General features: G+C 55.6%; 23 protein-coding genes. 10 read left to right on the top strand and 13 right to left on the bottom strand.

Annotation, left to right across the window (positions count from 1 at the left end; translation table 11 throughout):
• Nucleotides 1-86: 86 nt before the first annotated feature.
• From recQ to pyrE, 8 genes are all read right to left on the bottom strand, one after another.
• On the bottom strand, nucleotides 87-1,853 hold the full coding sequence (recQ, locus tag ACLL9E_RS10845; RefSeq protein WP_411291747.1) for a DNA helicase RecQ: 1,767 nt from the start codon (nucleotides 1,851-1,853) through the stop codon (nucleotides 87-89).
• A gap of 105 nt (nucleotides 1,854-1,958) precedes the next feature.
• On the bottom strand, nucleotides 1,959-3,770 hold the full coding sequence (locus tag ACLL9E_RS10840; protein WP_411291773.1) for an ABCB family ABC transporter ATP-binding protein/permease: 1,812 nt from the start codon (nucleotides 3,768-3,770) through the stop codon (nucleotides 1,959-1,961).
• A gap of 41 nt (nucleotides 3,771-3,811) precedes the next feature.
• Nucleotides 3,812-4,081: a hypothetical protein gene (locus ACLL9E_RS10835; protein ID WP_411291746.1), complete on the bottom strand. Its 270-nt coding sequence runs from the start codon at nucleotides 4,079-4,081 to the stop codon at nucleotides 3,812-3,814.
• A gap of 10 nt (nucleotides 4,082-4,091) precedes the next feature.
• Complete coding sequence (locus ACLL9E_RS10830; protein WP_411291772.1) at nucleotides 4,092-5,144, bottom strand: AI-2E family transporter; 1,053 nt, start codon at nucleotides 5,142-5,144, stop codon at nucleotides 4,092-4,094.
• Nucleotides 5,145-5,208: 64 nt separating this feature from the next.
• Nucleotides 5,209-6,153 carry a signal peptidase I gene (gene lepB / locus ACLL9E_RS10825; protein WP_411291745.1) on the bottom strand — a complete coding sequence of 315 codons (945 nt, stop codon included), beginning with the start codon at nucleotides 6,151-6,153 and terminating at the stop codon, nucleotides 5,209-5,211.
• On the bottom strand, nucleotides 6,150-6,560 hold the full coding sequence (acpS, locus tag ACLL9E_RS10820) for a holo-ACP synthase (RefSeq protein ID WP_411291744.1): 411 nt from the start codon (nucleotides 6,558-6,560) through the stop codon (nucleotides 6,150-6,152). The genes lepB and acpS overlap by 4 nt, the downstream gene beginning before the upstream one ends.
• Entirely contained in the window at nucleotides 6,557-7,297 is a 741-nt protein-coding gene (locus ACLL9E_RS10815; protein WP_411291771.1) for a pyridoxine 5'-phosphate synthase, read from the bottom strand. The genes acpS and ACLL9E_RS10815 overlap by 4 nt, the downstream gene beginning before the upstream one ends.
• A complete protein-coding gene (gene pyrE / locus ACLL9E_RS10810) occupies nucleotides 7,297-7,878 on the bottom strand; it encodes an orotate phosphoribosyltransferase (RefSeq protein ID WP_411291743.1) in 582 nt (193 codons plus the stop codon). The genes ACLL9E_RS10815 and pyrE overlap by 1 nt, the downstream gene beginning before the upstream one ends.
• A 228-nt stretch (nucleotides 7,879-8,106) precedes the next feature.
• On the opposite strand from pyrE, the gene coxB reads away from it, so the two are divergent.
• Genes coxB through ACLL9E_RS10765 form a run of 9 tightly spaced genes read left to right on the top strand, consistent with a single transcriptional unit; the run spans nucleotide 8,107 to nucleotide 15,275 of the window.
• Nucleotides 8,107-9,228, top strand: coding sequence for a cytochrome c oxidase subunit II (gene coxB / locus ACLL9E_RS10805; RefSeq protein WP_411291742.1), 1,122 nt, complete (start codon nucleotides 8,107-8,109; stop codon nucleotides 9,226-9,228).
• 13 nt (nucleotides 9,229-9,241) lie between these two features.
• Nucleotides 9,242-10,909 (top strand): cytochrome c oxidase subunit I, encoded by a 1,668-nt coding sequence (gene ctaD, locus ACLL9E_RS10800; protein ID WP_411291741.1) that lies wholly within the window; start codon nucleotides 9,242-9,244, stop codon nucleotides 10,907-10,909.
• Between the two features lie 48 nt (nucleotides 10,910-10,957).
• A complete protein-coding gene (locus ACLL9E_RS10795) occupies nucleotides 10,958-11,863 on the top strand; it encodes a heme o synthase (protein WP_411291740.1) in 906 nt (301 codons plus the stop codon).
• On the top strand, nucleotides 11,860-12,015 hold the full coding sequence (locus ACLL9E_RS10790) for a hypothetical protein (protein WP_411291739.1): 156 nt from the start codon (nucleotides 11,860-11,862) through the stop codon (nucleotides 12,013-12,015). Before ACLL9E_RS10795 ends, ACLL9E_RS10790 begins: the two co-directional genes overlap by 4 nt.
• Nucleotides 12,015-12,581 (top strand): cytochrome c oxidase assembly protein, encoded by a 567-nt coding sequence (locus tag ACLL9E_RS10785; RefSeq protein WP_411291738.1) that lies wholly within the window; start codon nucleotides 12,015-12,017, stop codon nucleotides 12,579-12,581. The genes ACLL9E_RS10790 and ACLL9E_RS10785 overlap by 1 nt, the downstream gene beginning before the upstream one ends.
• Before the next feature lie 38 nt (nucleotides 12,582-12,619).
• Nucleotides 12,620-13,507, top strand: a complete 888-nt coding sequence (locus ACLL9E_RS10780; protein WP_411291737.1) for a cytochrome c oxidase subunit 3 — start codon at nucleotides 12,620-12,622, stop codon at nucleotides 13,505-13,507.
• On the top strand, nucleotides 13,508-13,894 hold the full coding sequence (locus tag ACLL9E_RS10775) for a DUF983 domain-containing protein (protein ID WP_411291736.1): 387 nt from the start codon (nucleotides 13,508-13,510) through the stop codon (nucleotides 13,892-13,894).
• Complete coding sequence (locus tag ACLL9E_RS10770; protein WP_411291735.1) at nucleotides 13,891-14,523, top strand: SURF1 family cytochrome oxidase biogenesis protein; 633 nt, start codon at nucleotides 13,891-13,893, stop codon at nucleotides 14,521-14,523. The genes ACLL9E_RS10775 and ACLL9E_RS10770 overlap by 4 nt, the downstream gene beginning before the upstream one ends.
• Nucleotides 14,520-15,275, top strand: coding sequence for a sulfite exporter TauE/SafE family protein (locus ACLL9E_RS10765; RefSeq protein ID WP_411291734.1), 756 nt, complete (start codon nucleotides 14,520-14,522; stop codon nucleotides 15,273-15,275). Before ACLL9E_RS10770 ends, ACLL9E_RS10765 begins: the two co-directional genes overlap by 4 nt.
• A 7-nt stretch (nucleotides 15,276-15,282) precedes the next feature.
• Here the strand turns inward: ACLL9E_RS10765 and infC are convergent, their stop codons facing one another.
• Nucleotides 15,283-15,801, bottom strand: coding sequence for a translation initiation factor IF-3 (gene infC / locus ACLL9E_RS10760; protein WP_125231149.1), 519 nt, complete (start codon nucleotides 15,799-15,801; stop codon nucleotides 15,283-15,285).
• A gap of 360 nt (nucleotides 15,802-16,161) precedes the next feature.
• Between infC and ACLL9E_RS10755 the strand changes: the two genes are divergently transcribed.
• Nucleotides 16,162-16,530, top strand: a complete 369-nt coding sequence (locus tag ACLL9E_RS10755) for a hypothetical protein (protein WP_411291733.1) — start codon at nucleotides 16,162-16,164, stop codon at nucleotides 16,528-16,530.
• Between the two features lie 25 nt (nucleotides 16,531-16,555).
• Here the strand turns inward: ACLL9E_RS10755 and ACLL9E_RS10750 are convergent, their stop codons facing one another.
• The 4 genes from ACLL9E_RS10750 to ACLL9E_RS10735 all read right to left on the bottom strand — a co-directional run.
• Entirely contained in the window at nucleotides 16,556-18,598 is a 2,043-nt protein-coding gene (locus tag ACLL9E_RS10750; RefSeq protein ID WP_411291732.1) for a protein-disulfide reductase DsbD family protein, read from the bottom strand.
• Nucleotides 18,599-18,709: 111 nt separating this feature from the next.
• The gene (locus ACLL9E_RS10745) at nucleotides 18,710-20,155 is read right to left on the bottom strand and encodes an MATE family efflux transporter (protein ID WP_411291731.1); all 1,446 of its coding nucleotides are present in this window, start codon (nucleotides 20,153-20,155) and stop codon (nucleotides 18,710-18,712) included.
• Between the two features lie 19 nt (nucleotides 20,156-20,174).
• Nucleotides 20,175-22,970, bottom strand: coding sequence for a valine--tRNA ligase (locus ACLL9E_RS10740; RefSeq protein WP_411291730.1), 2,796 nt, complete (start codon nucleotides 22,968-22,970; stop codon nucleotides 20,175-20,177).
• Between the two features lie 87 nt (nucleotides 22,971-23,057).
• Nucleotides 23,058-23,691, bottom strand: a 634-nt coding sequence (locus ACLL9E_RS10735) for an amino acid permease (protein ID WP_411291729.1), incomplete at its 5' end; no start/stop codon positions are given.

Below are 23,691 nucleotides of genomic sequence, written 5' to 3'. Positions count from 1 at the left end.
TCGCCTTAACCAGCGACATACATCCTGCCTTATTTTAATCCGCAATCGATAACAAGAAAGGACAGCAGGTGCGTGCGCGTCATAGCTTAATATTGGGCGATTACGGCCAAAAATGCTTCCCCATATGCCTCCAACTTGCGCGCGCCAACGCCGCTGATCCGTCCCAAGGCGCGAATGTCGGCTGGCCGAACCGTCGCCATTTCGCGCAAAGTTGCATCGTGGAAGATGACATAGGGTGGGACATTCGCCTCTTCGGCCAGTGAGCGGCGCTGGGCGCGTAACGCCTCGAACAACGGGTCGCCGACAGGGTTTTGGGGACTGCTTGCGCGGCGCTTGCGGTCTTGGGTCACGACCGCGATTTCGATTTTCAGGTCGCCGCGCATAATTGCGCGGGCATCGCCAGCTAGTTTCAGCCCGCCATGTTCATTTGCCACCAACGCACCGCGCGCCTGAAGCGCACGCGCCAACGGCTTAAGCATGCGCGCTTCGGCGCTATCGACGATACCGAACACAGACAGCTTGTCCTGCCCCAACTTGCTAATCCGGTCGTCGGCATTGCCAAGGAGCACCTTTTCCAGATGCCCCATGCCGAACATTTGCCCAGTCCTGTAGGCCGCCGACAAAAGCTTGCGGGAAAGCTCCGTGGCGTCATGTACGGCTGGCGCGTTCAGACAATTGTCGCAATTGCCGCAAGATTCAGGCGGGCTTTCGCCAAAGTGCCGCAGCAGCACGGCGCGGCGGCAGCCCGGCGTCTCCACCAGCGTCGACAATGCAGCGACACGCGCGAGCTCTGCCTCACGGCGTTCCTTGGGAAGTTCGTTCAAACGCGCGCGGGCTCGCGTGAAGTCGCCCGCCGACCAGAGCATATGCGCGACCGCCGGGTCGCCGTCGCGTCCCGCACGACCGCTTTCCTGATAATAAGATTCGATCGATTTTGGCAGGCCAGCATGCACGACAAAGCGCACATCGGGCTTGTCGATCCCCATTCCGAACGCGACTGTGGCGACCATGACCATATCTTCCGATGATACGAACTCGGCCTGTGCACGTGCACGGGTTTGTGGCTCCATGCCAGCGTGATAGAATAAAGCCCTGCGGCCTGTCGCTTTGATCTGGGCAGCAATTTTTTCTGTGCGATCGCGCGTCTGGGCGTACACAATGCCAGCGCCATTCAGCCCCTTTACCAGCGCAGCAATGCCGCTGTTCGGCGCGGCGTTGGCGGCATAACGAATGTTGGGCCGGTCAAACCCTGCCACCATGACGCCATTGCCGGGAATACCGAGCTGCTCGGCGATGTCGTCGCGGGTATGGCTATCAGCAGTCGCCGTCAGCGCGAGCCTTGGCACATCGGCAAAATCATCGAGCAAGGGGCGGAGCAACCGATAATCCGGCCGAAAATCATGTCCCCATTCGGAAACGCAATGCGCTTCATCGATGGCGAACAGTGATATCTTGGTCTCGCGCAAGAGATTGCGGAATTCCTGCCCCGACGCCCGTTCTGGCGCGACATAGAGCAAGTCCAGTTCACCTGCCCGAAAACGCGCGATCGTCTCGGCGCGGTTGTCGTCCGCTGACGTCAGTGTCGCCGCGCGAATACCGACCGCGTCGGCGGCGCGCATCTGGTCGTGCATCAACGCAATCAGAGGCGATATGACGACGCATGTGCCGTCCATGATGACTGCGGGCAATTGATAGCATAAGGATTTGCCCGCGCCTGTTGGCATGACGGCAAGCGTACGCTGTCCGGCCAGCACACGCGACACCACTTGTTCCTGCTGCCCCCGAAAGCCTGCAAAACCAAATAGACGGTGTAATACATCGGCTGGCGTGGGAGAAGGTGCGACAGAGGCCATATTGCTGCCCTAGCGTGACCCTGCCGCCAATAACAGTCCGCACTTGCGAGTGATGCAATAGGTCTGTGGATAGCCTGACTGGAGCCCTTCGGTCCAGCCAACGCGTCAGCCGACGGGCGCAGCCTCTTCTTCAGCTTCGCTTTGCTGGCGCGCCCACATATCGGCATAAAGGCCATTCTTGCGGAGCAGCTGAAGGTGCGTGCCTTTTTCAGCAACTTGCCCTGCCTCAAGCACAATAATCTGGTCAGCGTTGACCACGGTTGAAAGCCGGTGCGCGATGACGATGGTGGTGCGGCGTTCCGAAATACGATCAAGCGTGGCCTGTATTTCGGATTCGGTGCGGCTGTCGAGCGCGCTCGTGGCCTCATCCAAGATAAGCAAAGGCGGATTTTTGAGCAAGGTTCGCGCAATCGCCACGCGTTGTTTTTCGCCGCCTGACAGTTTTAAGCCCCGCTCGCCCACTTTAGCAGAATATTGATCAGGCAATGACTCGATAAAGCCATGGATAGACGCACCACGCGCCGCTTCTTCGATTTCGTCTTGGCTGGAGCCTTCACGGCCATAACCAATATTGTACCCGATGCTGTCATTGAACAGCACCGTATCCTGCGGCACGATCCCGATCGAGCTGCGGAGGCTGGATTGCGTGACATCGCGCAAATCTTGCCCGTCAATCGTGATGCGGCCGCCGGTAATATCGTAAAAACGGTACAGCAGCCGCGCAATCGTCGACTTACCTGCGCCCGAAGGGCCAACGACTGCAAGCGTATGTCCAGGCTCTATTTTAAAGCTCACGCCGTTCAGGATCTGCCGGTCGGCGTCATATGCGAAGCGCACATCGTCAAACACCACCTCGCCGCTGCTGACCGCCAGAGCAGGTGCATTTGGCTTGTCAGTGATTTCTGCGGGCGTATCGATCAAATCGAACATGGCAGCCATGTCGGTCAGGCCCTGGCGGATGGTACGATAGACCATCCCAAGCATGTCCAAAGGACGGAAAAGCTGCGCGAGCAGGGTGTTTACCGTCACAACATCGCCCGTTGTGAACTGCCCGCGCGACCAGCCCCAGACAACATAGCCCATCGCGCCTGCCATCATTATGTTGGTGATGAGCGACTGCCCGATGTTCAATGCGGCCAGCGAGTTTTCCGACTTTACCGCTGCATTTGCGTAATGGTGGACCACTTCGGCATAGCGGCGCGTCTCGCGCTTTTCCGCGTTGAAATATTTGACGGTCTCATAATTCAAAAGGCTGTCCACCGACTTGGCGACGGTTTGCGTGTCGAGCTCGTTCATTTCCTCACGCAATTTGTTACGCCAGTTGGTGATCAACGTCGTGTACGTGATGTAGCTCACGACCATGATCAGCGTTGCTACGACCATCCCCCAGCCAAACGAGATCTTGAAATAAACCGAGACCAAGACAAGCTCGAGCAACGTCGGCGCAATGTTGAACAACAGGAAATAGAGCATGATATCGATGCTCTTCGTGCCGCGTTCGATGACCTTGGTAACTGCGCCTGTGCGCCGGTTCATGTGAAACCGCATCGATAGATTGTGCAAATGGCTGAAGACATTTTCTGCCAATCGTCGTGTTGCCTCCTGGCCAACGCGTTCAAATACGACGTTGCGCAGATTGTCGAACAGCACGCCGCCAAAACGCGCGCCTGCATAAGCCGCCACCAAGGCGACCGCAATTGCCACGCTGTCTTCCATGCCCGGCACCATGCGATCGATGGCTTGGCCATAGACCCAGGCCATGCTGAGCTGGATGAGTTTTGAGATCACCACCAGCATTAATGCGAAGACAATACGCACGCGCAGGCCAGCCTCGTTCTTCGGCCAAAGATAGGGCAGGAAACGCCGCATGACGGCGAAATCGGGCTTTGTGTCAGAGGATGGAGCTATTGGCGGCACAGGCGCCATATAATTAGATTAATCCAAAGCACAAATGCCGTTCATGCCTTGCCCGACAGCAAGAGCCAAGTTGCCACGCCATTTATCGCGGTATACGCGCCATACATCACCGCAAGGGCAACGGATCCTGCGTTGGCCAACCACATTGCGCCGATCAGAAGGGCAAGCTCAATCATATAGCTGCCATATTGTCCGAAATGTGCACTAAAACGCCGCTTCGCCTCATCGACAAAAGGATGGCCAGATTCCGCTACCGCCTTGTGCAGCGCGAAGTTTGCGACGCCCAAAAAGAAACATATCAGCAAGAGCATGCGGCTTACATCAGGGCCCTTCGCGAATGGCCCGTGCTTCATTGCGAGCGGATTGCCGCTCAAGCGCGACCTTGATCATCGCGATAATGGGGTCAGCAAGCGCAAGGCCCAATATGCCGAACAAGGCGCCGAAAAGAATCTGTGCGCCAAGAACCAATGCCGGTGCCAAATCAACCGCGCGCTTGGCTACCATGGGCACAATCAAATAGCCGTCGACCATTTGAACCACGAAATACACAAATACCGCATAAAGGCCAACATCGACCCCGGCAGAGAAGCCAACCAATATGATGAGCGCGCCCGAGACGATCGCGCCGATATTTGGCAGGAATGCGAGCAAGCCAGTCAGCACGCCAAGCAACGCTGCCATCGGAACGTTCCCGAGGCTCAGCAATATCCATGTGCCAACACCTTCTACCGCCATGCCAAGCAAGCGCCCTGCCATCAGGCGGCGCAACACGCTGCCCAGTTTTCCGGCGGTGACATAGAAATGCTCGCGCTCGGCGAGGGGCAACATCCAAGCGACACCCCGTTCGTACATGCGCGGTTCTGCCGCGATGAAGATGGCAAGAACCAGCATCATCGCCAAGTTCGTAACCGCGCCCAATACGGATGAGACAGCTTCAGTAACGCGGCCGACCGAGTTCAAAATCTGTGATCCAAGACCCTTCACATCTTCAGCAGAGATATTGAACCCTGCGGCCTCAATCCTATTGCCGATGGATTCAATCTGCGTTTCAACGATAGCCTGAAGACTTGCGGCCTGGGCGGCAAGTTCAGAGCCCGTAAAAACAAATGTCCAATACATAAAGCCGAACACGGCCAGCACGACGATTGTCAGGCGAAATCCGCGCGGGATAGGTAAAACCCGGCCCAATAGACGCGCCCCGCCATCAAACATCGCGGCAAGAACAATCCCGCCGATTATCAGGAGGATGGGCTGCGCAAGCCAGATAAGCGCGATAACCAAAGTTGCCATGCCAATCCAGACAGTCGCGCGCTTTATCTCGGAACGAATGACTGGGTCGTAAAGTTCGGTTGGCCCGACCTCTTCGCGGAATATGTCCTCCTGAAGGACCAGTTTTTTTCGCGGCCGACGCGGTTTGGTTGGCGCAGCATCAGGCGCTTCATTCACCCTGAATGACCTTTTTGGGACGCAGGCTTGTGCCGGCACGGTCGCTGCGCAACGAGCCTATCCACGTCGCGGGGCTCAGACTTGTGCTGCCATCGACCGAAAATGTAATTATCTCGGCGCGACCGCCGATGCGGTCCCATGAAACAGGGCCACCCAAGCCACCAAGTTCAGCAGGCACCCGGCTGTCGGAACTATTGTCGCGGTTATCGCCCATTAGGAATACATGTCCTGCCGGTATCTTGACCGGTGCCATGTTATCGGTATCGCCCCGGCGCGCATCGATCGTATCATATCGCGCACCATTGGGCAGTGTCTCGCGGATGATGGGCAAATGACAGGTCAGAGATCCATCATCGCCGCGTGTTAGCGCTCCGGGAAAATCATAGTCATTGCACGGGTTGTTGGCGTCGACTGGCAATATGAGGTTTGGCTGTGTGTCCTGTGGAACCGCCTTTCCATTCAAGAAAACCTGACCCTCACGCAAGGATATGGTGTCGCCGGGCAATCCGATGACGCGCTTGATCCAGTCCTGATATTTGCCCTTGGGCGTCAATATGACGATATCGCCGCGTTCGGGCATCTTCCCCCAGACACGGGTGTTGCTTTCGGGCAAGGGGACAGCAAGCGCGTCAACATCCTCGCGCAGCACAAGCCAACGGAATATCGCGGCCGGGTTGGGGATTGTGGGCGAAACATGGCTCCAGCCATAAGGATATTTGCTGACGAACAGCCGGTCACCCACAAGCAAGGTCGGCATCATCGAAATCGACGGGATGTAAAAGGGCTTCGCGATGAAGCTGTGAAAAGCGAGAACAGCTAGCAGCAGCCAGAACATGCCCTTGATTTCCGCCCATGCCGAAGATGCCCAGCCTTGCTTTTCGGGGGCTGGCGCGGGCGGTGTGGCGGGATTGCTGTTGTCGGTGGTCAAACTGTTCATGCCTCTTGCAATCTCAACGCTTCTATAATGACAAATGCTTGCGCCCAAGGGTGGTCATCAGTCAGTGTCAAATGAATATGGGCCTCATAGCCGGAAGGTATCATCGCGTCGAGCCGCGCTTTTGCTCCGCCTGTAAGGGAGAGAGTTGGCGCACCGGACGCTGCATTAACAACGCCAATGTCCTTCATGAACACACCATGTTTGAAACCGGTTCCCACAGCCTTGGAAAAAGCCTCTTTGGCTGCAAAACGTTTCGCGTAAGTCCCGGCTTTGGTGAAGGGTCTTCGGCCCGCCTTTGCGCGTTCGACGTCCGTAAAGACCCGGTTTTCAAAGCGTGCGCCAAAGCGATCGAGCGAACGGGCAATGCGGTCGATATTACACAGGTCGGAACCAAGTCCGATGATCACCGGGCAAGATCCATCAAGGTCCGCATCTTGCGGACGCTTGCCTCAAGCCCGATAAAAATAGCCTCGCCAATCAAATAATGCCCGATGTTGAGTTCGGCAAATTGCGGGATTGCGGCAATTGGTTGAACATTTTCAAACGTCAGGCCATGGCCGGCATGCGGCTCAATGCCGTTCTTTGCAGCCAATGCAGCTGCATCAGCTATCCTGCGCAATTCGATTTCCCGCTCGCCACCTTCGGAATGGGCGTATTTACCCGTGTGAAACTCTATGATCGGCGCGCGCAATCGAATGGCGGCCTCAATCTGGCGCGCATCAGGCTCAATGAACAGGCTCACGCGGATGCCAGCGTCCAACAACCGCGCGACAATCGGCGCGAGGTGGTTGTGCTGGCCCGCTGCGTCGAGCCCACCCTCGGTTGTGCGCTCCTCACGACGTTCCGGGACAATGCAGGCAGCGTGTGGCTTATGCCGCAGCGCGATTTCCATCATTTCCTCGGTTGCGGCCATTTCAAGGTTAAGCGGTAAAGTGGTTGCCGCCATAATGCGTTGAATATCTGCATCGCGAATGTGCCGCCGATCTTCGCGCAGGTGGGCGGTAATGCCGTCACCACCAACCTCTGCGACGATCTGTGCCGCACGAACGGGGTCGGGATGCTCCCCGCCGCGCGCATTGCGGATCGTTGCCACATGATCGATGTTGACGCCTAATCGCAGACGCGGGGTGCTTGGCGTTTCCATCATAATTTCCGGCTACCTGGCTTTACCGCCTGGCTCATCGCAAGCTCTGGTGGCAACTCGTCGGGTGCATAGGTCGGAAAATTCAACTGGATTAATGGGAAAAATGGCACGCCAAGCTCTGCGGTGCCAGCCGACCGGTCAACGACGGCACCAGCGGCGATTACGACGCCGCCTGCACTTTTGATTGCGGCAATAGCTTCGCGAGAGGAAAGACCCGTTGTAACGACATCCTCGATCAAAATAACCTTCGTCCCTGGCGCGAGTGAAAAGCCACGGCGCAAACCGAAGACACCGTCAGGACGTTCGACAAACAAGGCATCGACGCCAAGCGCGCGCGCCATTTCATGACCAATGATGATCCCGCCCATTGCTGGTGAAATGACGACCTCCACCTCGCTGCGAAGCTCGCGCGGGATTTTTTGCGTGATCGCAAGCGCAATTCGTCCTGCGCGCTCGGGGTTCATCAATAAGCGTGCGCATTGAAGATAATAGGCGCTGTGACGACCGGAGGACAGAAGGAAGTGCCCCTCAAGCAATGCCTCGACGCTACGGAATTCGGAAAGTATTTCATCTTCGGTCATGATTGGGAGAATTTTCCTGATTAGCCAATGTTATCTTTTGCATGTTCCGTTTAGCGGATTGCAACGCAAATAGGTAGAAAAGTGGAGCAATTAAATGCTAAATATAATGAATCCTCTGCTTGAGCGTTCAGATGAGCACGACTATAGGTCGCGCCAGTCTGGCCGTTTAACGGTAGGTAAGACCAGCGCAAAGTTCCTGCGTCGCATCAAGAATACAGGGCTAAGTTGATGAATATGTTGAAGAAAATTCTGGTAATAGTAGCTGTGCTGACCACACCTACTCTGGCAATGGCGCAGCCGGCGAATCCAGCGCCTGCGCCGGTCGCAAAGGAAGTGGCTGCGCCCGTTGTAGCAATGCCGGCTGCTGCAACCGCGACCCCAGCGACAGAAGGCGCACCTGCTGCCGCCGCTGCGCCCAAGTCCATGGACGGATCATTGCCCGGTTACACGCCAATGCGTCCCGACTATAAAAACAGCGTTGGCATGCCAAAGGCTAAGGAAGTTGATTTTCAGGAACAGTTCAGCGACAATGGCCAATATGCCAAATGGATCAACAACGCGGTCCTGTTGCCTATCATCACGGTCATCTCGATCTTCGTTCTTGGTCTGCTACTTTGGGTAGTCTTGCGGTTCAATCGCCGTGTTAACCCTGTGCCATCGAAAACAACGCACAATACCTTTATTGAGGTGGTCTGGACTCTGGTCCCCGTGCTTATTTTGTTGGGCATTGCCTATCCGTCGCTTGACCTTCTGGCGAAGCAGTTCAAGCCAGCGCCCGCCAATGCGGTGACCATCAAGGCAACCGGATATCAGTGGTATTGGGGTTATACTTACCCTGATCACGGTGGTTTCGAAGTCGTCTCGAACATGCTGAAGGAAAAAGAAGACGTCGCCAAGGGCGAACGCTTCCGTACAGACAATGACGGACCAAAGCTGATGGCTGCGGACAACCGTATGGTTGTGCCAGCAGGCGTTCCATTGCGCATCCAGACGACTGCTGCGGACGTGATTCACGCTTTTGCCGTACCGTCGCTCTGGTTCAAGCTGGATGCCGTACCGGGCCGTCTGAACGAAAAATCGCTGACGATCACGAAGCCAGGTGTATATTTTGGTCAATGTTCCGAATTATGCGGCGCGCGTCATGCCTTCATGCCCCTAGTGGTAGAAGCGCTTCCGCCCGCGCAGTTTGAAGCATGGGTCAAGGCCCAGGGCGGCACAATGCCGGGTGCAGACAAGCCAGCGCCCGCCGCCGCTGCTGCTCCAGGGCAAAGCGTAGCCGCTCCTGTAGCTCCTGCGGGAACCGCAAATAACCCAGACACAGCTGCTGCACCTGCAGCGCCAACCAAGTAAAGAGGCCAGACGGATGACAACCATAGCCGCCACAGGTACAGACCTTCACGCGCATGACCATCATGACGCGGACCACAAGCCGGGCTTTTTTGCCCGCTGGTTCATGTCGACCAACCATAAGGATATCGGAACGCTCTATTTGATCTTTGCGATTTTCGCGGGGATTATCGGTGGCGCGATTTCCGGCCTTATGCGCATGGAGCTTGCGGCACCGGGCATTCAGTATCTTCAGGGCTGGGCATCGATGATGGCTGGCAAGGAGGCTTCGCTCGATGAAGCCTATCATATGTGGAATGTTTTGATCACGGCTCACGGCTTGATCATGGTGTTCTTCATGGTCATGCCTGCGATTATCGGTGGCTTTGGTAACTGGTTTGTCCCCTTGATGATCGGAGCGCCAGACATGGCATTTCCGCGTATGAACAACATCAGCTTCTGGCTGACTGTCGTCGCATTCATCATGCTGCTTGGTTCAAGCTTTGTACCCGGCGGTACAGGGCTTGGTGCCGGTACCGGCTGGACGGTCTATGCCCCGCTGTCGACTTCGGGCTCAGTTGGGCCTGCCGTCGACATGGCTATTTTCTCGCTCCACCTCGCTGGCGCTGCGTCGATTTTGGGTGCCATCAACTTCATCACTACCATTTTCAACATGCGTGCTCCAGGCATGACCTTGCACAAGATGCCATTGTTTGTCTGGTCAGTTCTTGTGACGGCGTTCCTGCTGTTGCTGGCTTTGCCGGTTCTGGCGGCCGCTATCACGATGCTTCTGGTTGACCGTAACTTTGGCGGCGCATTCTTCGATGCGTCAGCTGGCGGTGATCCGGTTCTGTACCAGCATCTCTTCTGGTTCTTCGGCCACCCTGAAGTGTATATCATGATCCTGCCGGGCTTCGGCATCATCAGTCAGATTGTGGCAACCTTCAGCCGCAAGCCAGTCTTTGGTTATCTCGGCATGGCCTATGCCATGGTCGCGATTGGCGTGGTTGGCTTCGTCGTCTGGGCGCACCACATGTTCACCACGGGCATGAGCGTCGATATGAAGATGTACTTCACGGCAGCAACGATGGTGATCGCGGTACCGACTGGGATCAAGATTTTTAGCTGGATTGCAACGATGTGGGGCGGTTCGGTTAGCTTCAAGACACCAATGGTATGGGCAATGGGTTTCATCTTCATGTTCACCGTTGGTGGCGTGACGGGTGTTGTGCTTGCCAATGGTGGCCTCGACGATAACCTGCATGATACTTATTATGTCGTGGCCCACTTCCATTATGTGTTGTCGCTGGGTGCAGTGTTCTCGCTCTTTGCCGGTTTCTATTACTGGTTTGGCAAGATGTCGGGTCGTCGCTTGAATGAATTTCTTGGCCATCTGCACTTCTGGGTGTTTTTCATCGGCGTGAACGTATTGTTCTTCCCGATGCACTTCCTTGGAAACTCGGGCATGCCGCGTCGTTATCCTGATTATCCGGAGGCCTTTGCCTATTGGAACGGTGTCGCGTCGACGGGCTATGTCATCATGGCCTTTGGCGTGCTGATATTCTTCGTGAATGTCATCTGGTCGTTGGTCGCTGGCCCACGCGCAGAAGGCAATTACTGGGGCGAAGGCGCAACGACACTCGAGTGGACGTTGACAAGCCCTCCACCTTATCACCAATTCGAAACGCTGCCGGTTATCAAGTAACCGGCGGCGGTTCGCCGCTTTAAACGTTTCGTACGTTTGGGAACAGGCATGACAACCGCAACGCGTGACATCATTTTGCCAGCTGAATGGCGCGATTTCTGGGCTTTAACAAAGCCACGGGTGATGTCGCTTGTCGTGTTCACGGCGCTTTGCGGATTGCTTGCTGCGCCAGGTAGCATTCATCCCATCATCGGGTTTACCGCTATCCTGTGCATTGCTTTGGGGGCGGGTGCGTGTGGTGCGTTGAACCAATATTACGAAGCGGATATTGACGCCAAAATGGCGCGCACATCGCGTCGCCCTCTGCCTGCGGGCAGGATGGACCGTCAATCCGCACTGCATTTCGGTATTGGCCTGGCAGCGTTCTCTGTCGGTATCATGGGTGTGGCCGTCAACTGGTTGTCAGCTGGGTTGCTCGCTTTCTCGATATTCTTTTACGCGATCGTCTACACCATCTGGCTAAAGCCCAACACGCCGCAGAACATCGTCATTGGCGGTGCTGCAGGGGCCTTCCCGCCCGTCATAGGCTGGGCGGCAGTAACAGGCGATGTCACGCTTTTGCCGATATTGCTGTTTGCCATTATCTTTTTGTGGACACCGCCGCACTTCTGGGCGCTCGCATTGTTCATGAAGACTGATTACGGCGCGGCCGGTATTCCGATGATGCCCAATGTAAAGGGGCAGAAGGTCACACGGGACCAGATTTTCGCTTATAGCTTTCCGATGGCGGCAACAGCCATATTGCCGTTCGTGATTGGCCAGACCGGTTGGCTATACGGTGCCACGTCTATCGCGCTGAACCTCGTGTTTCTTGTGTTGGCGTATCGGGTGTGGAAAAATGACGCCGTTGAAGCGGCGGCTATGAAGCCAGAAAAGCAACTATTCGCTTTTTCAATCCTTTACCTTTTCCTTCTCTTTGCGCTCTTCGCGTTTGACCGGATGCTCATATCATGACCCCAATTGATCGCCCACCTTACACCGTCGAAGAGACCGTCGTTATTCGTAAACGTCAGGCTGCTCGGTCCCGCGTCATGGGTGTTGCGCTTGTTGGACTATGCATCCTTTTCTTCTTCATCACCGTCGTAAAGGTCGGGGGAGCGAACTGATGGCCGTATCGAACGCGAAAATGGGTTTTCTGGCCGCTGGTCTCGCGGTCTCCATGGTCGGCGTTGGCTTTGCTGCTGTGCCGCTTTACCGCATCTTCTGCCAGGTCACTGGCTTTGGTGGGACCACGATGCGCGTCGATGCCGCACAGGCCGCAACGGTATCCGCAATAAACAAGACCATGGTCATAAGATTCGATGCCAACCATCGCAGCGACTTGCCGTGGGACTTCAAACCGGAACGGCCCACCGACACCGTAACGATCGGTGCCAAGGACATGTCGATATTTCTTGCCAAGAACCTGTCCAATGAAACCATCACGGGAACAGCGGCGTTTAATGTTACACCCGAACTTGCGGGCAAATACTTTAACAAGATCCAGTGCTTTTGTTTCACTGAGCAAACATTGAAGCCGGGGGAGCAAGTTCGGATGCCGGTGCTCTATTATGTAGATCCTCAGATTATGACTGATCCGGACACTAAAGACATTGAAGAAATCACGCTCAGCTACACATTCTACCCCGTTGAGAAGCCGAACACGGTGGACCAAGCGGCGAACGGTGGCTAAAGCATTTTGTTAACCGATAAGATTGCAGGGAATTGACCATGGCGGGTGCCAAAAATCATGATTATCATATTCTGCCACCAAGCATCACGCCGTTGCTGGGCTCGTTTTCGGCCCTGACGATGTTTTTCGGCTTGGTGATGTGGATGCATCCCGAGCAATTTGGTTACGGTAGCCTCATTTTTGGGGTCGGAGCAATTGGTGTGATTTACACCTTCTATGCTTGGTGGAGCGATGTCGTCCATGAAGCGCAATCGGGCGATCATACGCCAGTCGTACAATTGCATCTGCGTTACGGCATGATCATGTTCATTGCTTCGGAAGTGATGTTCTTCGTGGCTTGGTTTTGGGCATGGTTTGATTATTCCTTGTTTCCAGTGCCGCTGGAAATCGTCAAAGATGCTGAGACTCACGCATTCACAGTCACCAATCTGATCGGGCAGGAAGGCGCTGCAGCTCTCATGCAGTGGCCGCCAAAGGGCTTGGAAGTCCTCGACTCCATGAAGCTTCCATTGCTCAATACGCTCATATTGTTGTGTTCGGGTACGACGGTTACATGGGCACACCACGCGCTTATCCATGGAGACCGCGAGGGTCTTAAAAAAGGCCTATGGTTGACCATCCTTCTCGGGATGCTGTTCAGTGCTATTCAGGCGTACGAATATTCCGTCGCACCATTTCCTTTTGGTGGGCTGAATTACGGCACGGCCTTCTATATGGCGACGGGATTTCACGGCTTTCACGTCATTGTAGGTACGATCTTCCTGGCTGTCTGTCTCGCGCGTACATACAAAGGCCACTTCACACCAAAACAACATTTCGGTTTTGAAGCAGCCGCTTGGTATTGGCATTTTGTTGATGTCGTTTGGTTGTTCCTCTTCATCACCATTTACATTTGGGGCGGCTGGGGCGCGCCAGTTCACGCGTAAATGACTTCGACACCAACAATTGAAGGGCAGCCTAGCATAGCGAAGGCTGCCCTTTTTGGTCTCTGCCCGCAATGCGGACACAAAACCTTGTTCGCAGGGCTTGGTCGATTTGCTGAGAAATGTGGCAACTGTGGACTGGATTATAGCAGCTTCAACGTTGGGGATGGCCCCGCAGCGTTGCTGACCATGGTCATCGGGGCTCTGATTATTGTGTTCGCCCTAATGCTCGACGCAGCATTCCACCCGCCATTTTGGGTCCATGTCATAATTTGGGTCCCGTTCACTACTGCATTGACCGTCCTCACATTGCGAATGGCCAAAGCGGCGCTTTTGGCGGCTGAATTTCGAAACCGTGCGCACGAGGCGGGAAAGAGTGATTTGACGTGATACGTTGGCCCATCATACCAACAATATTTGTTGCTATTGCCGTCGCCACGATGATTGGCCTTGGGTTCTGGCAGTTGGAACGCAAGGCACATAATGCGCTGTTACTGAAGCAAGTGTCCGCCAACAAATCGAAGCCTGCTATTACCTATCCAGGCCTGGGCCCAGTCAGCATGAGCGCGTTGCACCGCAAATCATCGGTTAATTGTTTGCGCGTGTCAGCGTGGACGGAGGATTCGGGTAGCGACAATACAGGCAAGACTGGCACGCGCTATTTGGCTGAATGCGTGACGGGTGCAGAAGGTCCGGGGGCCCTGATTGTCGCGGGCATATCTGCACGGCCAAATGAAACGATAGATTGGAACGGTGGACAGGTCGAAGGCATTATTACCACTGAGCCTGACCGCCAGTCGATGATCGCAAAGTTGTTCGGAAAACGGATCGTGCTGCGCCCAATGTTGGTGTCCAAAGATGGGTTGGGAGGGCTTCGCGCCGCTGACCCCCCGTCTTTAAGTAAGATCGAAAGCAAGATATCGAGTAATGGCTTCTACGCGATCCAATGGTTCTTTTTCGCCTCAGCAGCGGCGATCATTTATGTCCTTGCTGTGCGAAAGCGCACGAAGCAGCCTTGAGTCTGCCGACCGAAATCGGCTTTTACATCGTAGCCAGCGTTGCCGTTATTCTGGTCGGATTAGCCAAGGGTGGTTTTGCAGGCCTCGGTGCTACCGCGATGCCATTATTAGCTTTGGTTATGGATCCTGTGGCGGGAGCGGGCATGCTTTTGCCCATATTGATGGTGCAAGATGTCGTTAGCGTCTGGGCCTTCCGTCGCAGCTATGACGTTGCAACGTTATGGCTCACCATACCCGGGGCTGCGGTTGGCATTTTCTTAGGCTGGCTACTGGCGTCTGCCATTAATGCAGATGCTGTACGCGGTTTTGTTGGCGTTATTGCGCTGGCGTTTGGTGTCTATCGGCTGTTACCCTTGTTCAGCCTGCAAATGAAAATGAGTGGTCCAGCGCCCAAATGGGTGGGCGCTGTGATGGGGGTCCTTTCCGGCTTCACCAGCCAGATCGCACACGCAGGCGGGCCTCCCTTTCAGATTTGGGCGCTCTCCCGCAACTTTCCGCATTTGGTGTTTGTGGGCACGTCTTCGATATTCTTTGCCATCATAAACTGGATGAAAGTTCCGGCATATGCGGCCCTTGGTCAATTCAACACGCAGAATATGACGCTGACCGCTTTGTTTCTGCCACTCGCGATACTCAGCACCGTCGCAGGCGTGAAGCTGGTGAAACGAGTCTCACCACAACGGTTCAACATCATCATTCAGCTTCTAATGGTGTTGGTCGGTGCCGAACTGATTCGGCAATCCATCTGGTGACCACGCCCTATTTGGGCGACAGCACCATGAGCATTTGACGGCCTTCCATCCGGGGATGCGCTTCGATCTTTGCGGTTTCGGTCGTATCGGCCTGAACGCGCTGAAGCAATTGCATGCCCAATTGCTGGTGCGCCAGTTCACGCCCGCGGAACCGCAACGTGATCTTGACCTTGTCGCCCTCTTCAATGAACTCTGCGACCTTCTTCATCTTGACCATATAATCATGGTCATCAATGTTCGGGCGCATCTTGATTTCTTTGATTTCTTGGGTTTTCTGGCTCTTACGGGCTAGATTGGCCTTTTTCTGGGCCTCATATTTGAACTTGCCGATATCCAGAAACTTGCACACGGGAGGATCAGCGTTCGGTGAAACCTCAACCAGATCAAGCCCAACTTCGGCTGCTTGCGCTATCGCTTCGCGGGTATACATAACACCCAAATTCTCGCCATCGTCGTCGATGACCCGTACTTTTTCGACGGTGATGAGATTATTGTAGCGCGGACCACTTTTAACAGGTGGGGTCATGGCGCGCCGGGTAGGCGGGGTTGCGATAGTCGATACTCCTTGTGATGTTCCGAAGCGCCAATACAGCCAATTTGCTCGCAGATAAAGGCTTTTAGCGGAGCAGCTACTGCTTTTGTGCGTCGGTATGATGCGCGCCCGACGACTTTTTGGCGAGTCTCAACGAAGAATCGATGCGCCCAACGGTTTCAGTCAGAAAAAAAGCGGGGGAGAGGAAGAAAATCTCCAGCAGTTTCAGCCACCTTTCGATATCGGCAAAAAATTTACTTGTTGATTCGCAAGCCGACCATCAAAGGCGCGCAATAAAATTATAAAACTGAGAAATCTAAAACTCAGCGTCGCGACAATAATTTAGGCTCCAATATGATAACCACCTCTAGCGGATCTTTGTCCAGCTTACCCAACGGGCGAATCATTGACTTTCGGTCGGCAGAGATCCGCACCGTCGCTTTTCAGGATAGTCTCTATCTATGGGTCACCGGCGCGCATCCTGGTGCGGATCTGGAGGTGCGCCTTGCACCACGATATTATAATGAGCGTCCTGACTATTGGGCGGTCGAGGTTGCCGCCATCCGTCGAACGGGCCACGTCAAGGAAACTATTGGCGGCAACACAGAAACATATGAACGTGCAATACCCCTGGTCGGGGTCACCGGTTTGCGCGGCATTACGGTTATAGGCGCAAATCGCGTGTTACGCATCGACCTCGATGATAATGTAGTAACGGCTTAGTACGCTGCTATCGCATCAACTAAAGCTACCCTACCCCTGCGAGCGCAGTTAAGTCGTCGACATTCAGTATTTGCGGAAGAATTCGGGGTTCACCGTCTTTGGGGAAATATAGATAGAGTGGCACCCCTGACCGACCGTATTTCGTGAGAAACCGGGTGATGTCGGGGTCGCGGCGCGTGTAATCTCCCACCATGACGACAATACCCGCCTTTGTAAAAGCTGCGCTGGTTTCGGTACGATCGATGGCAGCATTTTCGTTGACCTTACAGGTCACGCACCAATCTGCAGTGAAATAGAGAAACACCGGCCTGCCTTGCGCACGCAACGACGCGAGGCGTGCTTCGTTGAAAGGGAGGCTGCCATTTTTTGCTGTTTGCGTCGCAGGCGGCACCACTGCAGCGTTGTCTATGATCAACATCGTAACCGCGGTTATTCCCAATAGAGTGGCGACCACAAATTTGCGCGACGCCCCGCTTTTCTGTTTCCGCCCCAGCGCAAACAAGCACAATAGGATAATCAGTGTGGCGGTGCCACCAATCAACAAGCCGCTGAAGCCTGCAAGCTGATAGAGCAGCCACAGCAACGCCAGTGTAGTGAGCGCCATCGGCACTGACATCCATTGGCGAAAGCGCACCATCCACGGTCCCGGCCTTGGCATGCGTTTGCGCAGCGCCGGGACGAAGGCAATAAGAAGAAACGGCAGCGCGAGCCCAAAGCCAAGTCCTGCAAAAATCAACAATGCAAGCGTTGCGGGCAATAGCAAGGCTGCGCCCATAGCGGCGGCCATAAATGGCCCGGTGCAAGGCGTGGCAACAACGGCCGCAAGAACGCCGGTCCAGAATGAACCAGCGATACCACCTTTGCGGGTGAGTCTCTCGCCGGCGCCGATGCCACCAATTTCAAACAGGCCAATAAGATTTGCCGTAACCGCCACCATGAGCAACAGGAGAAGCAGCACAATGGCCGGGTCCTGTAACTGGAATGCCCAGCCCACTTCTTCTCCCGCAGCACGTAATGCAAGCATCACACCGCCCAGGACAAGGCAACTTAAAATGATACCGACGGTGTAGGCGACGGCATCGCGGCGCGCTTCGCCTTCATCGCCGCCCATTTTGGCAAGGCTCAAAGCCTTCAACCCAAGAATTGGGAACACGCAAGGCATCAGGTTCAACAGCAGCCCGCCAAGCACAGAAAACCCTAGTATCCAGCCAAAGCCAAGCTGAGCTTGCTGAACTTCCCCAGTTGCCCCCTCGCTGAAAACCGACACGTTGTCGCCGCCAGCGGGTACGTCTCCCTTTATTGCGCGCACCTGAAGCCCCTGCGCATCGTTAAATCGCAGAAGGCCGTCAAACTGGCCATCAAAAGGATTTTTTATCTCGCTGCTGACAATCAGCCAATCGCCCGTTCTCCGCGCAGTTTGCGGGGCAGCATATAGGAGCCTGTTCTCGCTTGCTGCGAAGAACCAGACACGCCCGACATCGGCGCTACGTGGATAGGGGATGGCGATATCGATCCGCTTGCCGTTCACTGCATACAGCGCCGCGCGGTCAAGCATTACGGGCAAGGCGCTGCGCCAGGCGTCAAATCGCGCGCGGTTTATGGCGTCAATTGCGCCTGAGCCAATTTGAACTGGAATAGCTAAAGTGGCGCCTTCGGGAATGCACACTAGGTCCGAACAGGCTGACCAGCGCGCATCCACCTTGATATCCAAAGCCTGTCCGACTTGAGCATTTTCCGGAATTTTCAGGTCAATCAGGAACGCGTGTTTCGCCTTGTAAATATGGTTCATGAATCCGCTGACAATCAACGTCTCGGGTACTGGCGCACGAACCGGACCAGCGGTCACGCCGGCGGGTAGTTGCCAGTCCAGTTCAAGCGGCGTTCCTGCATCACCGGGGTTTAGCCAATAATCATGCCAACCCGGCTTCGGGTCCATGACAATGGCGACCGTCACAACGCCGCCGGGCGCAGGGCGACGCGTTTCGGCGTCGATTGACGCGCGGACATTTTGGGCAGGGGAGGCAACCGGAGCCTGGGCATGGGCAATGCTGGCTACAAATATGATCATCAGGAATTGGCAAAGCCGTAGAAGCCTCGATACTTCCGACCTAACGAATGATGTAACGACGTGGTTCATGGAAAAGCTCATGGCACAAGGCAGTGTCTGTAGGACAGTGGATTATTCGGGCATCGCTTGCAGCGGTACCGCCGCCATTGATGGCATGGCCTTTGCCTTTTTCCATCCACCGTGCAAATAATAAGCAATCGACAATATGCACGACGCAATAGAAGTGGCAATGAACGAGCTCCATATGGCATCTGCGCCAAAGCGGTCATACAGGCCAAAGCCGACGCTAAATCGCACCAGCACGGCGCTGAATATCAATATCAGAAGCGGTGCGACAACAGCGCCGTTGGCGCGCACCGCAAAGGTTACGACGACGGACACGCCCATCAAAACAAAGCTCCACCCCACGATATGGTTGATGTGAATCGCAAGGGGGATAGCTGGACTATCATTTGGCAGGAAAAGGCCAAGCAGCGGGCTCGCGAAATAGGTCATCATGGCAATCAGCACGCCTGACATAAGCAGATTGATGCCAATGCCGGACCAGACGATATGGCTGACCCGATCCCATTTGTTTGCTCCGATATTCTGTGCGACCATTGCACTAACAGCTGCGCCTACCGCTACAGCGGGCATTTGGACATAGCTCCACAACTGGTTCATGACTCCAAAGGCTGCCGTTGTGTTGACGCCTTCGAGGTTGACGAGGCCAATCATCACAACCGCAGAACCCGACATGATAATCATCGACAATCCCATCGGTAAACCCATGCGCGCAATCGGTTTGAGATAACGCGGGTCGGGCCGGAGCCATTTCAATTCATCCCCACGCAAGCGGATTGTGAGGTCAAGAGCATACACCTTGCGCAGTAGCAAACCCAGACTCACAACGCCGGCAAGTATCGTCGCAAGCGCGGAACCAGCGATTCCCATCGCCGGAATCGGTCCCCATCCCAATATGAAAATGGGGTTCAGTATGATGTCCAGGACAACATTCAGTACCGTGTTCCAGAACGGTGTGACAGAATCGCCCACACCGCGCAGCGACGATGAAATAAGGATCATCACAAACGTCGCTGGCATGGTGAGGAAAATGACGCGCAAATATGATAATGCAAGCGGATAGACGCTCTCCGACGTTGCCATAAGACGCAGCATATGCGGGGCAAAAATCCAACCGGCGGCAGCAAAAACAACACCCGCAACAAAAAATATGCCGAATGCGGTTCCCATGATCCGGCGAACAGACTCAATGTCCCGCCGGCCCATATTCTGGCCAATCAATATCGTCGTCGCCATCGTAAACCCGAACAATGTCGAGAACATCAAGAACATGATGAGCCCGGCATTAGCCGATGCCGCAAGTGCTTCTTCACCCAGAAATTGCCCGATCCACACGGAATTGACTGAGTGGTTTAGCGACTGGAGTATGTTTACACCCAGCGACGGCAGTGCGAACACGAACAAGGTCTTGGCCACTGGGCCATTGGTCAGGTCGCGTTGATGTGCTGGCGTACTCACAGCAAGGGTATTGCGCCGGATCGGTGAAATGCCCAAGCTAGGCTTTGCCCCTTACTCACCCAAGCCGCGCCAATGCCGCTGTGAGCCGCTCTGCCTCTGCTGCCTTTTCGGCATGGTCCGCGCGCGCCTTTTCAACCGCCTCGGGCTTGGCCCTTTCGACAAAGGCGGCGTTAGACAGGCGACCCGCGAGCGCATCGCGCTCCTTGGCGACAGCCTCGATGGCTTTGGCGATGCGGCTGCGCTCTGCGTCGAGGTCGATGATGCCATCAAGGGCAAAGACGATGGTATCGCCGCCCACGACAATTTGCGCCACGTTATTGGTCGCGACCGGCACATAGACAAAATCATCAATGCGGCCGAGGCGGGCCAAAGCAGCAGCCTGGCGCGCGATAAAAGTGATAGTCGATGGTTGCGGCTCGGCAATATTTGCGATCAGGCGCGTGCCCGGCGCTATGTTCAGTTCCGCCTTGAAGGATCGCGTTTTGCTGATCGTGTCGACGACCCAGTTGATTTCGTCGACCGCCTCTGCGTCCATAGCCGCGTTGGGCTCAGGCCATTTGGCGTGGATGATGTCATAGCTGCGCGGTGCGGCAGGGTCCGACAGCGCGTGCCACAATTCTTCAGTGATGAAGGGCATGAACGGATGCAGCATTACCAATATCTGGTCGAGCACCCAGCCGGCGACGATCTTCGACTCGCCGTCCATCTCGCCTTTCTCGCCATCCACAAAGGCCGGCTTGATGAGTTCAAGATACCAGTCACAAAATTGATCGAACACCATGTGGTAAAGCACATCAGCCATGCCATCGAAGCGGAATTCGGCAAAAGCCTTGTTGAGCCTCTCAACGGTGCTGACAACTTCGCCAATAATCCAGCGGTTGACTGCAAGCTCGGCTTTGGGCGCGCTGATCGATTGCGATCCACCGATGCCGTTTGATTGCGCAAAGCGCGCGGCGTTCCAAAGCTTGGTTGCAAAATTGCGGTAGCCAGCAACGCGGCTTTCATCCATCTTGATGTCGCGACCCTGGCTTTCCATGGCCGCCATGAAGAAACGCAGCGCATCGGCGCCGTATTGGTCAATCAGGCCAAGCGGGTCGACGGTATTGCCCTTCGACTTCGACATCTTGCTACCATCCGCCGCACGGACGAGGCCGTGGAGGTACAAAGTCTTCCAAGGCACCTCCTTCATGAAGTGAATGCCCTGCATCGCCATTCGTGCATCCCAGAAGAACAGGATGTCAAAACCCGAGACGAGCACGTCATTCGGGTAATGGCGGTTGAGCGCGCCTGTCTGTTCGGGCCAGCCCAAGGTGCCGAATGGCCAGAGCGCAGAGGAGAACCAGGTATCGAGGACGTCTGGATCGCGCGTCAGCGCAATGCTTTCGCCGGCAAGCGCCTGCGCCGCTTCCGCAGTCTCTGCGACGTAGCATTTGCCGTCGTCGTCGAACCAAGCCGGAATCTGATGTCCCCACCACAATTGCCGCGAGACGCACCAGGGCTGGATATTTTCCATCCAGTTGAAATAGGTTTTTTCCCACGACTTCGGCACGATATCGATCGCGCCCGAACGCACCGCTTCAATGGCGGGCGCCGCCAATGTCTTGGCATCCACATACCATTGGTCCGTCAGCATAGGCTCAATGACAACGCCCGAACGGTCGCCAAAGGGCTGCTGGATGGTCTTGTTCTCGACGGCAATCATCAGGCCATCGGCATCGATATCGGCAACTACCCGCTTGCGCGCATCGTACCGGTCAAGTCCGCGATAGGCGTCGGGCACAAGGTTGAGCGCGTCGATGTCGGCGGCGGCCCACTGGCCGCCAGCGGCGATGGCTTTGGCCCGCGCGGCGACTTCGGCATAAGGTGCGCCGTCGCTGCGCATGGCGGCAACCTCGTCCATCAGGCGGTACATCGGGATATTGTTGCGCTGCGCCACGCCATAGTCATTCTGGTCATGCGCGCCGGTGATCTTCACCGCGCCTGAACCGAAATCAGGGTCGGGATATTCGTCGGTGATGATCGGGATCAGCCGGCGATGTTCCTTGGGGCCAACGGGGATTTCGCAAAGCTTGCCGATAATTGGCTTGTAGCGTTCATCGTCGGGATGCACCGCAACCGCGCCGTCGCCAAGCATTGTTTCGGGCCGCGTCGTCGCAATGGCGATATAATCGCGTTCCTCTTCAAGCTTGACATTGCCGTCGGCGTCGCGCTCGACATACATATAGGTCTCACCGCCTGCGAGCGGATATTTGAAATGCCACATATGGCCATTCACTTCGCGCGTTTCGACCTCAAGGTCGGAGATCGCGGACTTGAAATGCGGGTCCCAGTTGACGAGCCTTTTGTCACGATAGAGCAGGCCTTGATTATACAGATCGACAAACACCTTGATGACGGCCTTTGAAAAGCCTTCGTCCATCGTGAAGCGTTCATTTTCCCAATCCATCGAGCAGCCAAGCCGGCGCAGCTGGCCAGTGATTTCGCCGCCGCTTTCCTCTTTCCACTCCCACACCTTCGCGACAAATTCCTCGCGGGTGAAATCGGTGCGCTTTTGCTGGCGGGCGTTGAGTTGCCGTTCGACCACCATCTGCGTTGCGATCCCTGCATGGTCCGTGCCGACCACCCACAGGGCATCCTTGCCCTGCAAGCGCGCATGGCGGATCAGGATATCCTGCAACGTGTTGTCCAGCGCATGGCCGATGTGCAGGCTGCCCGTAACATTGGGCGGCGGGTTTACGATAGTGTAAGGCTCGGCGTTCGGCCGGTCGGGCCGGAACGCGCCAGTGGATTCCCAATGCGCATACCATTTCGCCTCAATTGCGGCGGGGTCGAAAGTCTTGTCGATAGTCATGGATTTGGGCCATAACCGGCCTGACTAAAAAGGGAAACCCTCACGACACGTCATGCTGAAAGTAGTTCAGGGTGACGTAGCGTTGCCTTACGCCTTTCCGCGCCGGAACATGAAAAACGCCGCCGCGAAACCGCCAGCCACAATAAGGCTCAGCCACAATTCCTTTGATGCTGCGGGGTCAAGGCCTTTGGCCACCAATATCACCAGCATGGCGGCGATCGCGACATATGTCCCATAAGGATGGAACCACATCTTGATCTGCAGCCGCGCCGGGTCCTCGGCCTCATATTTGCGGCGCAACCTGAGCTGCGCGCCAGCCGTCATCAGGTACAGCAGCAACATCGTTACGCCGCAGCTGTTGAGGAGGAAGCTGAACACCACGTCGCGTGACACTGCATCTGCGGCGAGCGCGAAATAACTGAAGAGACTGGCAATGAGGATGGCGCGGGCAGGGACCTTGCGGCGGTTGACCTGAACCAGCCACTGTGGCGCGTCCTTATGCTTGGCAAGCCCGAACAGTGCGCGCGAGGTGACGTAAAGCCCGGAATTGAGGCAGGACAATACCGCGACGAGCACGACGGCTTCCATGATGATCTTGCCCGCCGGAAGGCCCATATAAGCAAGCGTGGTGGCAAAGGGCGACACTTTCGGAACGATCTCGGTCCACGGGACAACGGACACGATCAGGAATATCGACAAAATGTAGAATATCAGGATCCGC

This window comes from Sphingorhabdus sp., assembly GCF_046596595.1.
Classification (GTDB): domain Bacteria; phylum Pseudomonadota; class Alphaproteobacteria; order Sphingomonadales; family Sphingomonadaceae; genus Sphingorhabdus_B.
This window is presented reverse-complemented; position numbering and strand designations above follow the sequence as displayed.

Excerpts from the sequence above, each read along its gene's own strand:
- recQ (WP_411291747.1), bottom strand. The coding sequence starts at position 1,853 with ATGGCCTCTGTCGCACCTTCTCCCACGCCAGCCGATGTATTACACCGT.
- ACLL9E_RS10835 (WP_411291746.1), bottom strand. The coding sequence starts at position 4,081 with ATGCTCTTGCTGATATGTTTCTTTTTGGGCGTCGCAAACTTCGCGCTG.
- lepB (WP_411291745.1), bottom strand. The coding sequence starts at position 6,153 with ATGAACAGTTTGACCACCGACAACAGCAATCCCGCCACACCGCCCGCG.
- ACLL9E_RS10815 (WP_411291771.1), bottom strand. The coding sequence starts at position 7,297 with ATGGAAACGCCAAGCACCCCGCGTCTGCGATTAGGCGTCAACATCGAT.
- pyrE (WP_411291743.1), bottom strand. The coding sequence starts at position 7,878 with ATGACCGAAGATGAAATACTTTCCGAATTCCGTAGCGTCGAGGCATTG.
- coxB (WP_411291742.1), top strand. The coding sequence starts at position 8,107 with ATGAATATGTTGAAGAAAATTCTGGTAATAGTAGCTGTGCTGACCACA.
- ctaD (WP_411291741.1), top strand. The coding sequence starts at position 9,242 with ATGACAACCATAGCCGCCACAGGTACAGACCTTCACGCGCATGACCAT.
- ACLL9E_RS10795 (WP_411291740.1), top strand. The coding sequence starts at position 10,958 with ATGACAACCGCAACGCGTGACATCATTTTGCCAGCTGAATGGCGCGAT.
- ACLL9E_RS10790 (WP_411291739.1), top strand. The coding sequence starts at position 11,860 with ATGACCCCAATTGATCGCCCACCTTACACCGTCGAAGAGACCGTCGTT.
- ACLL9E_RS10785 (WP_411291738.1), top strand. The coding sequence starts at position 12,015 with ATGGCCGTATCGAACGCGAAAATGGGTTTTCTGGCCGCTGGTCTCGCG.
- ACLL9E_RS10780 (WP_411291737.1), top strand. The coding sequence starts at position 12,620 with ATGGCGGGTGCCAAAAATCATGATTATCATATTCTGCCACCAAGCATC.
- ACLL9E_RS10775 (WP_411291736.1), top strand. The coding sequence starts at position 13,508 with ATGACTTCGACACCAACAATTGAAGGGCAGCCTAGCATAGCGAAGGCT.
- infC (WP_125231149.1), bottom strand. The coding sequence starts at position 15,801 with ATGACCCCACCTGTTAAAAGTGGTCCGCGCTACAATAATCTCATCACC.
- ACLL9E_RS10755 (WP_411291733.1), top strand. The coding sequence starts at position 16,162 with ATGATAACCACCTCTAGCGGATCTTTGTCCAGCTTACCCAACGGGCGA.
- ACLL9E_RS10750 (WP_411291732.1), bottom strand. The coding sequence starts at position 18,598 with ATGATCATATTTGTAGCCAGCATTGCCCATGCCCAGGCTCCGGTTGCC.
- ACLL9E_RS10740 (WP_411291730.1), bottom strand. The coding sequence starts at position 22,970 with ATGACTATCGACAAGACTTTCGACCCCGCCGCAATTGAGGCGAAATGG.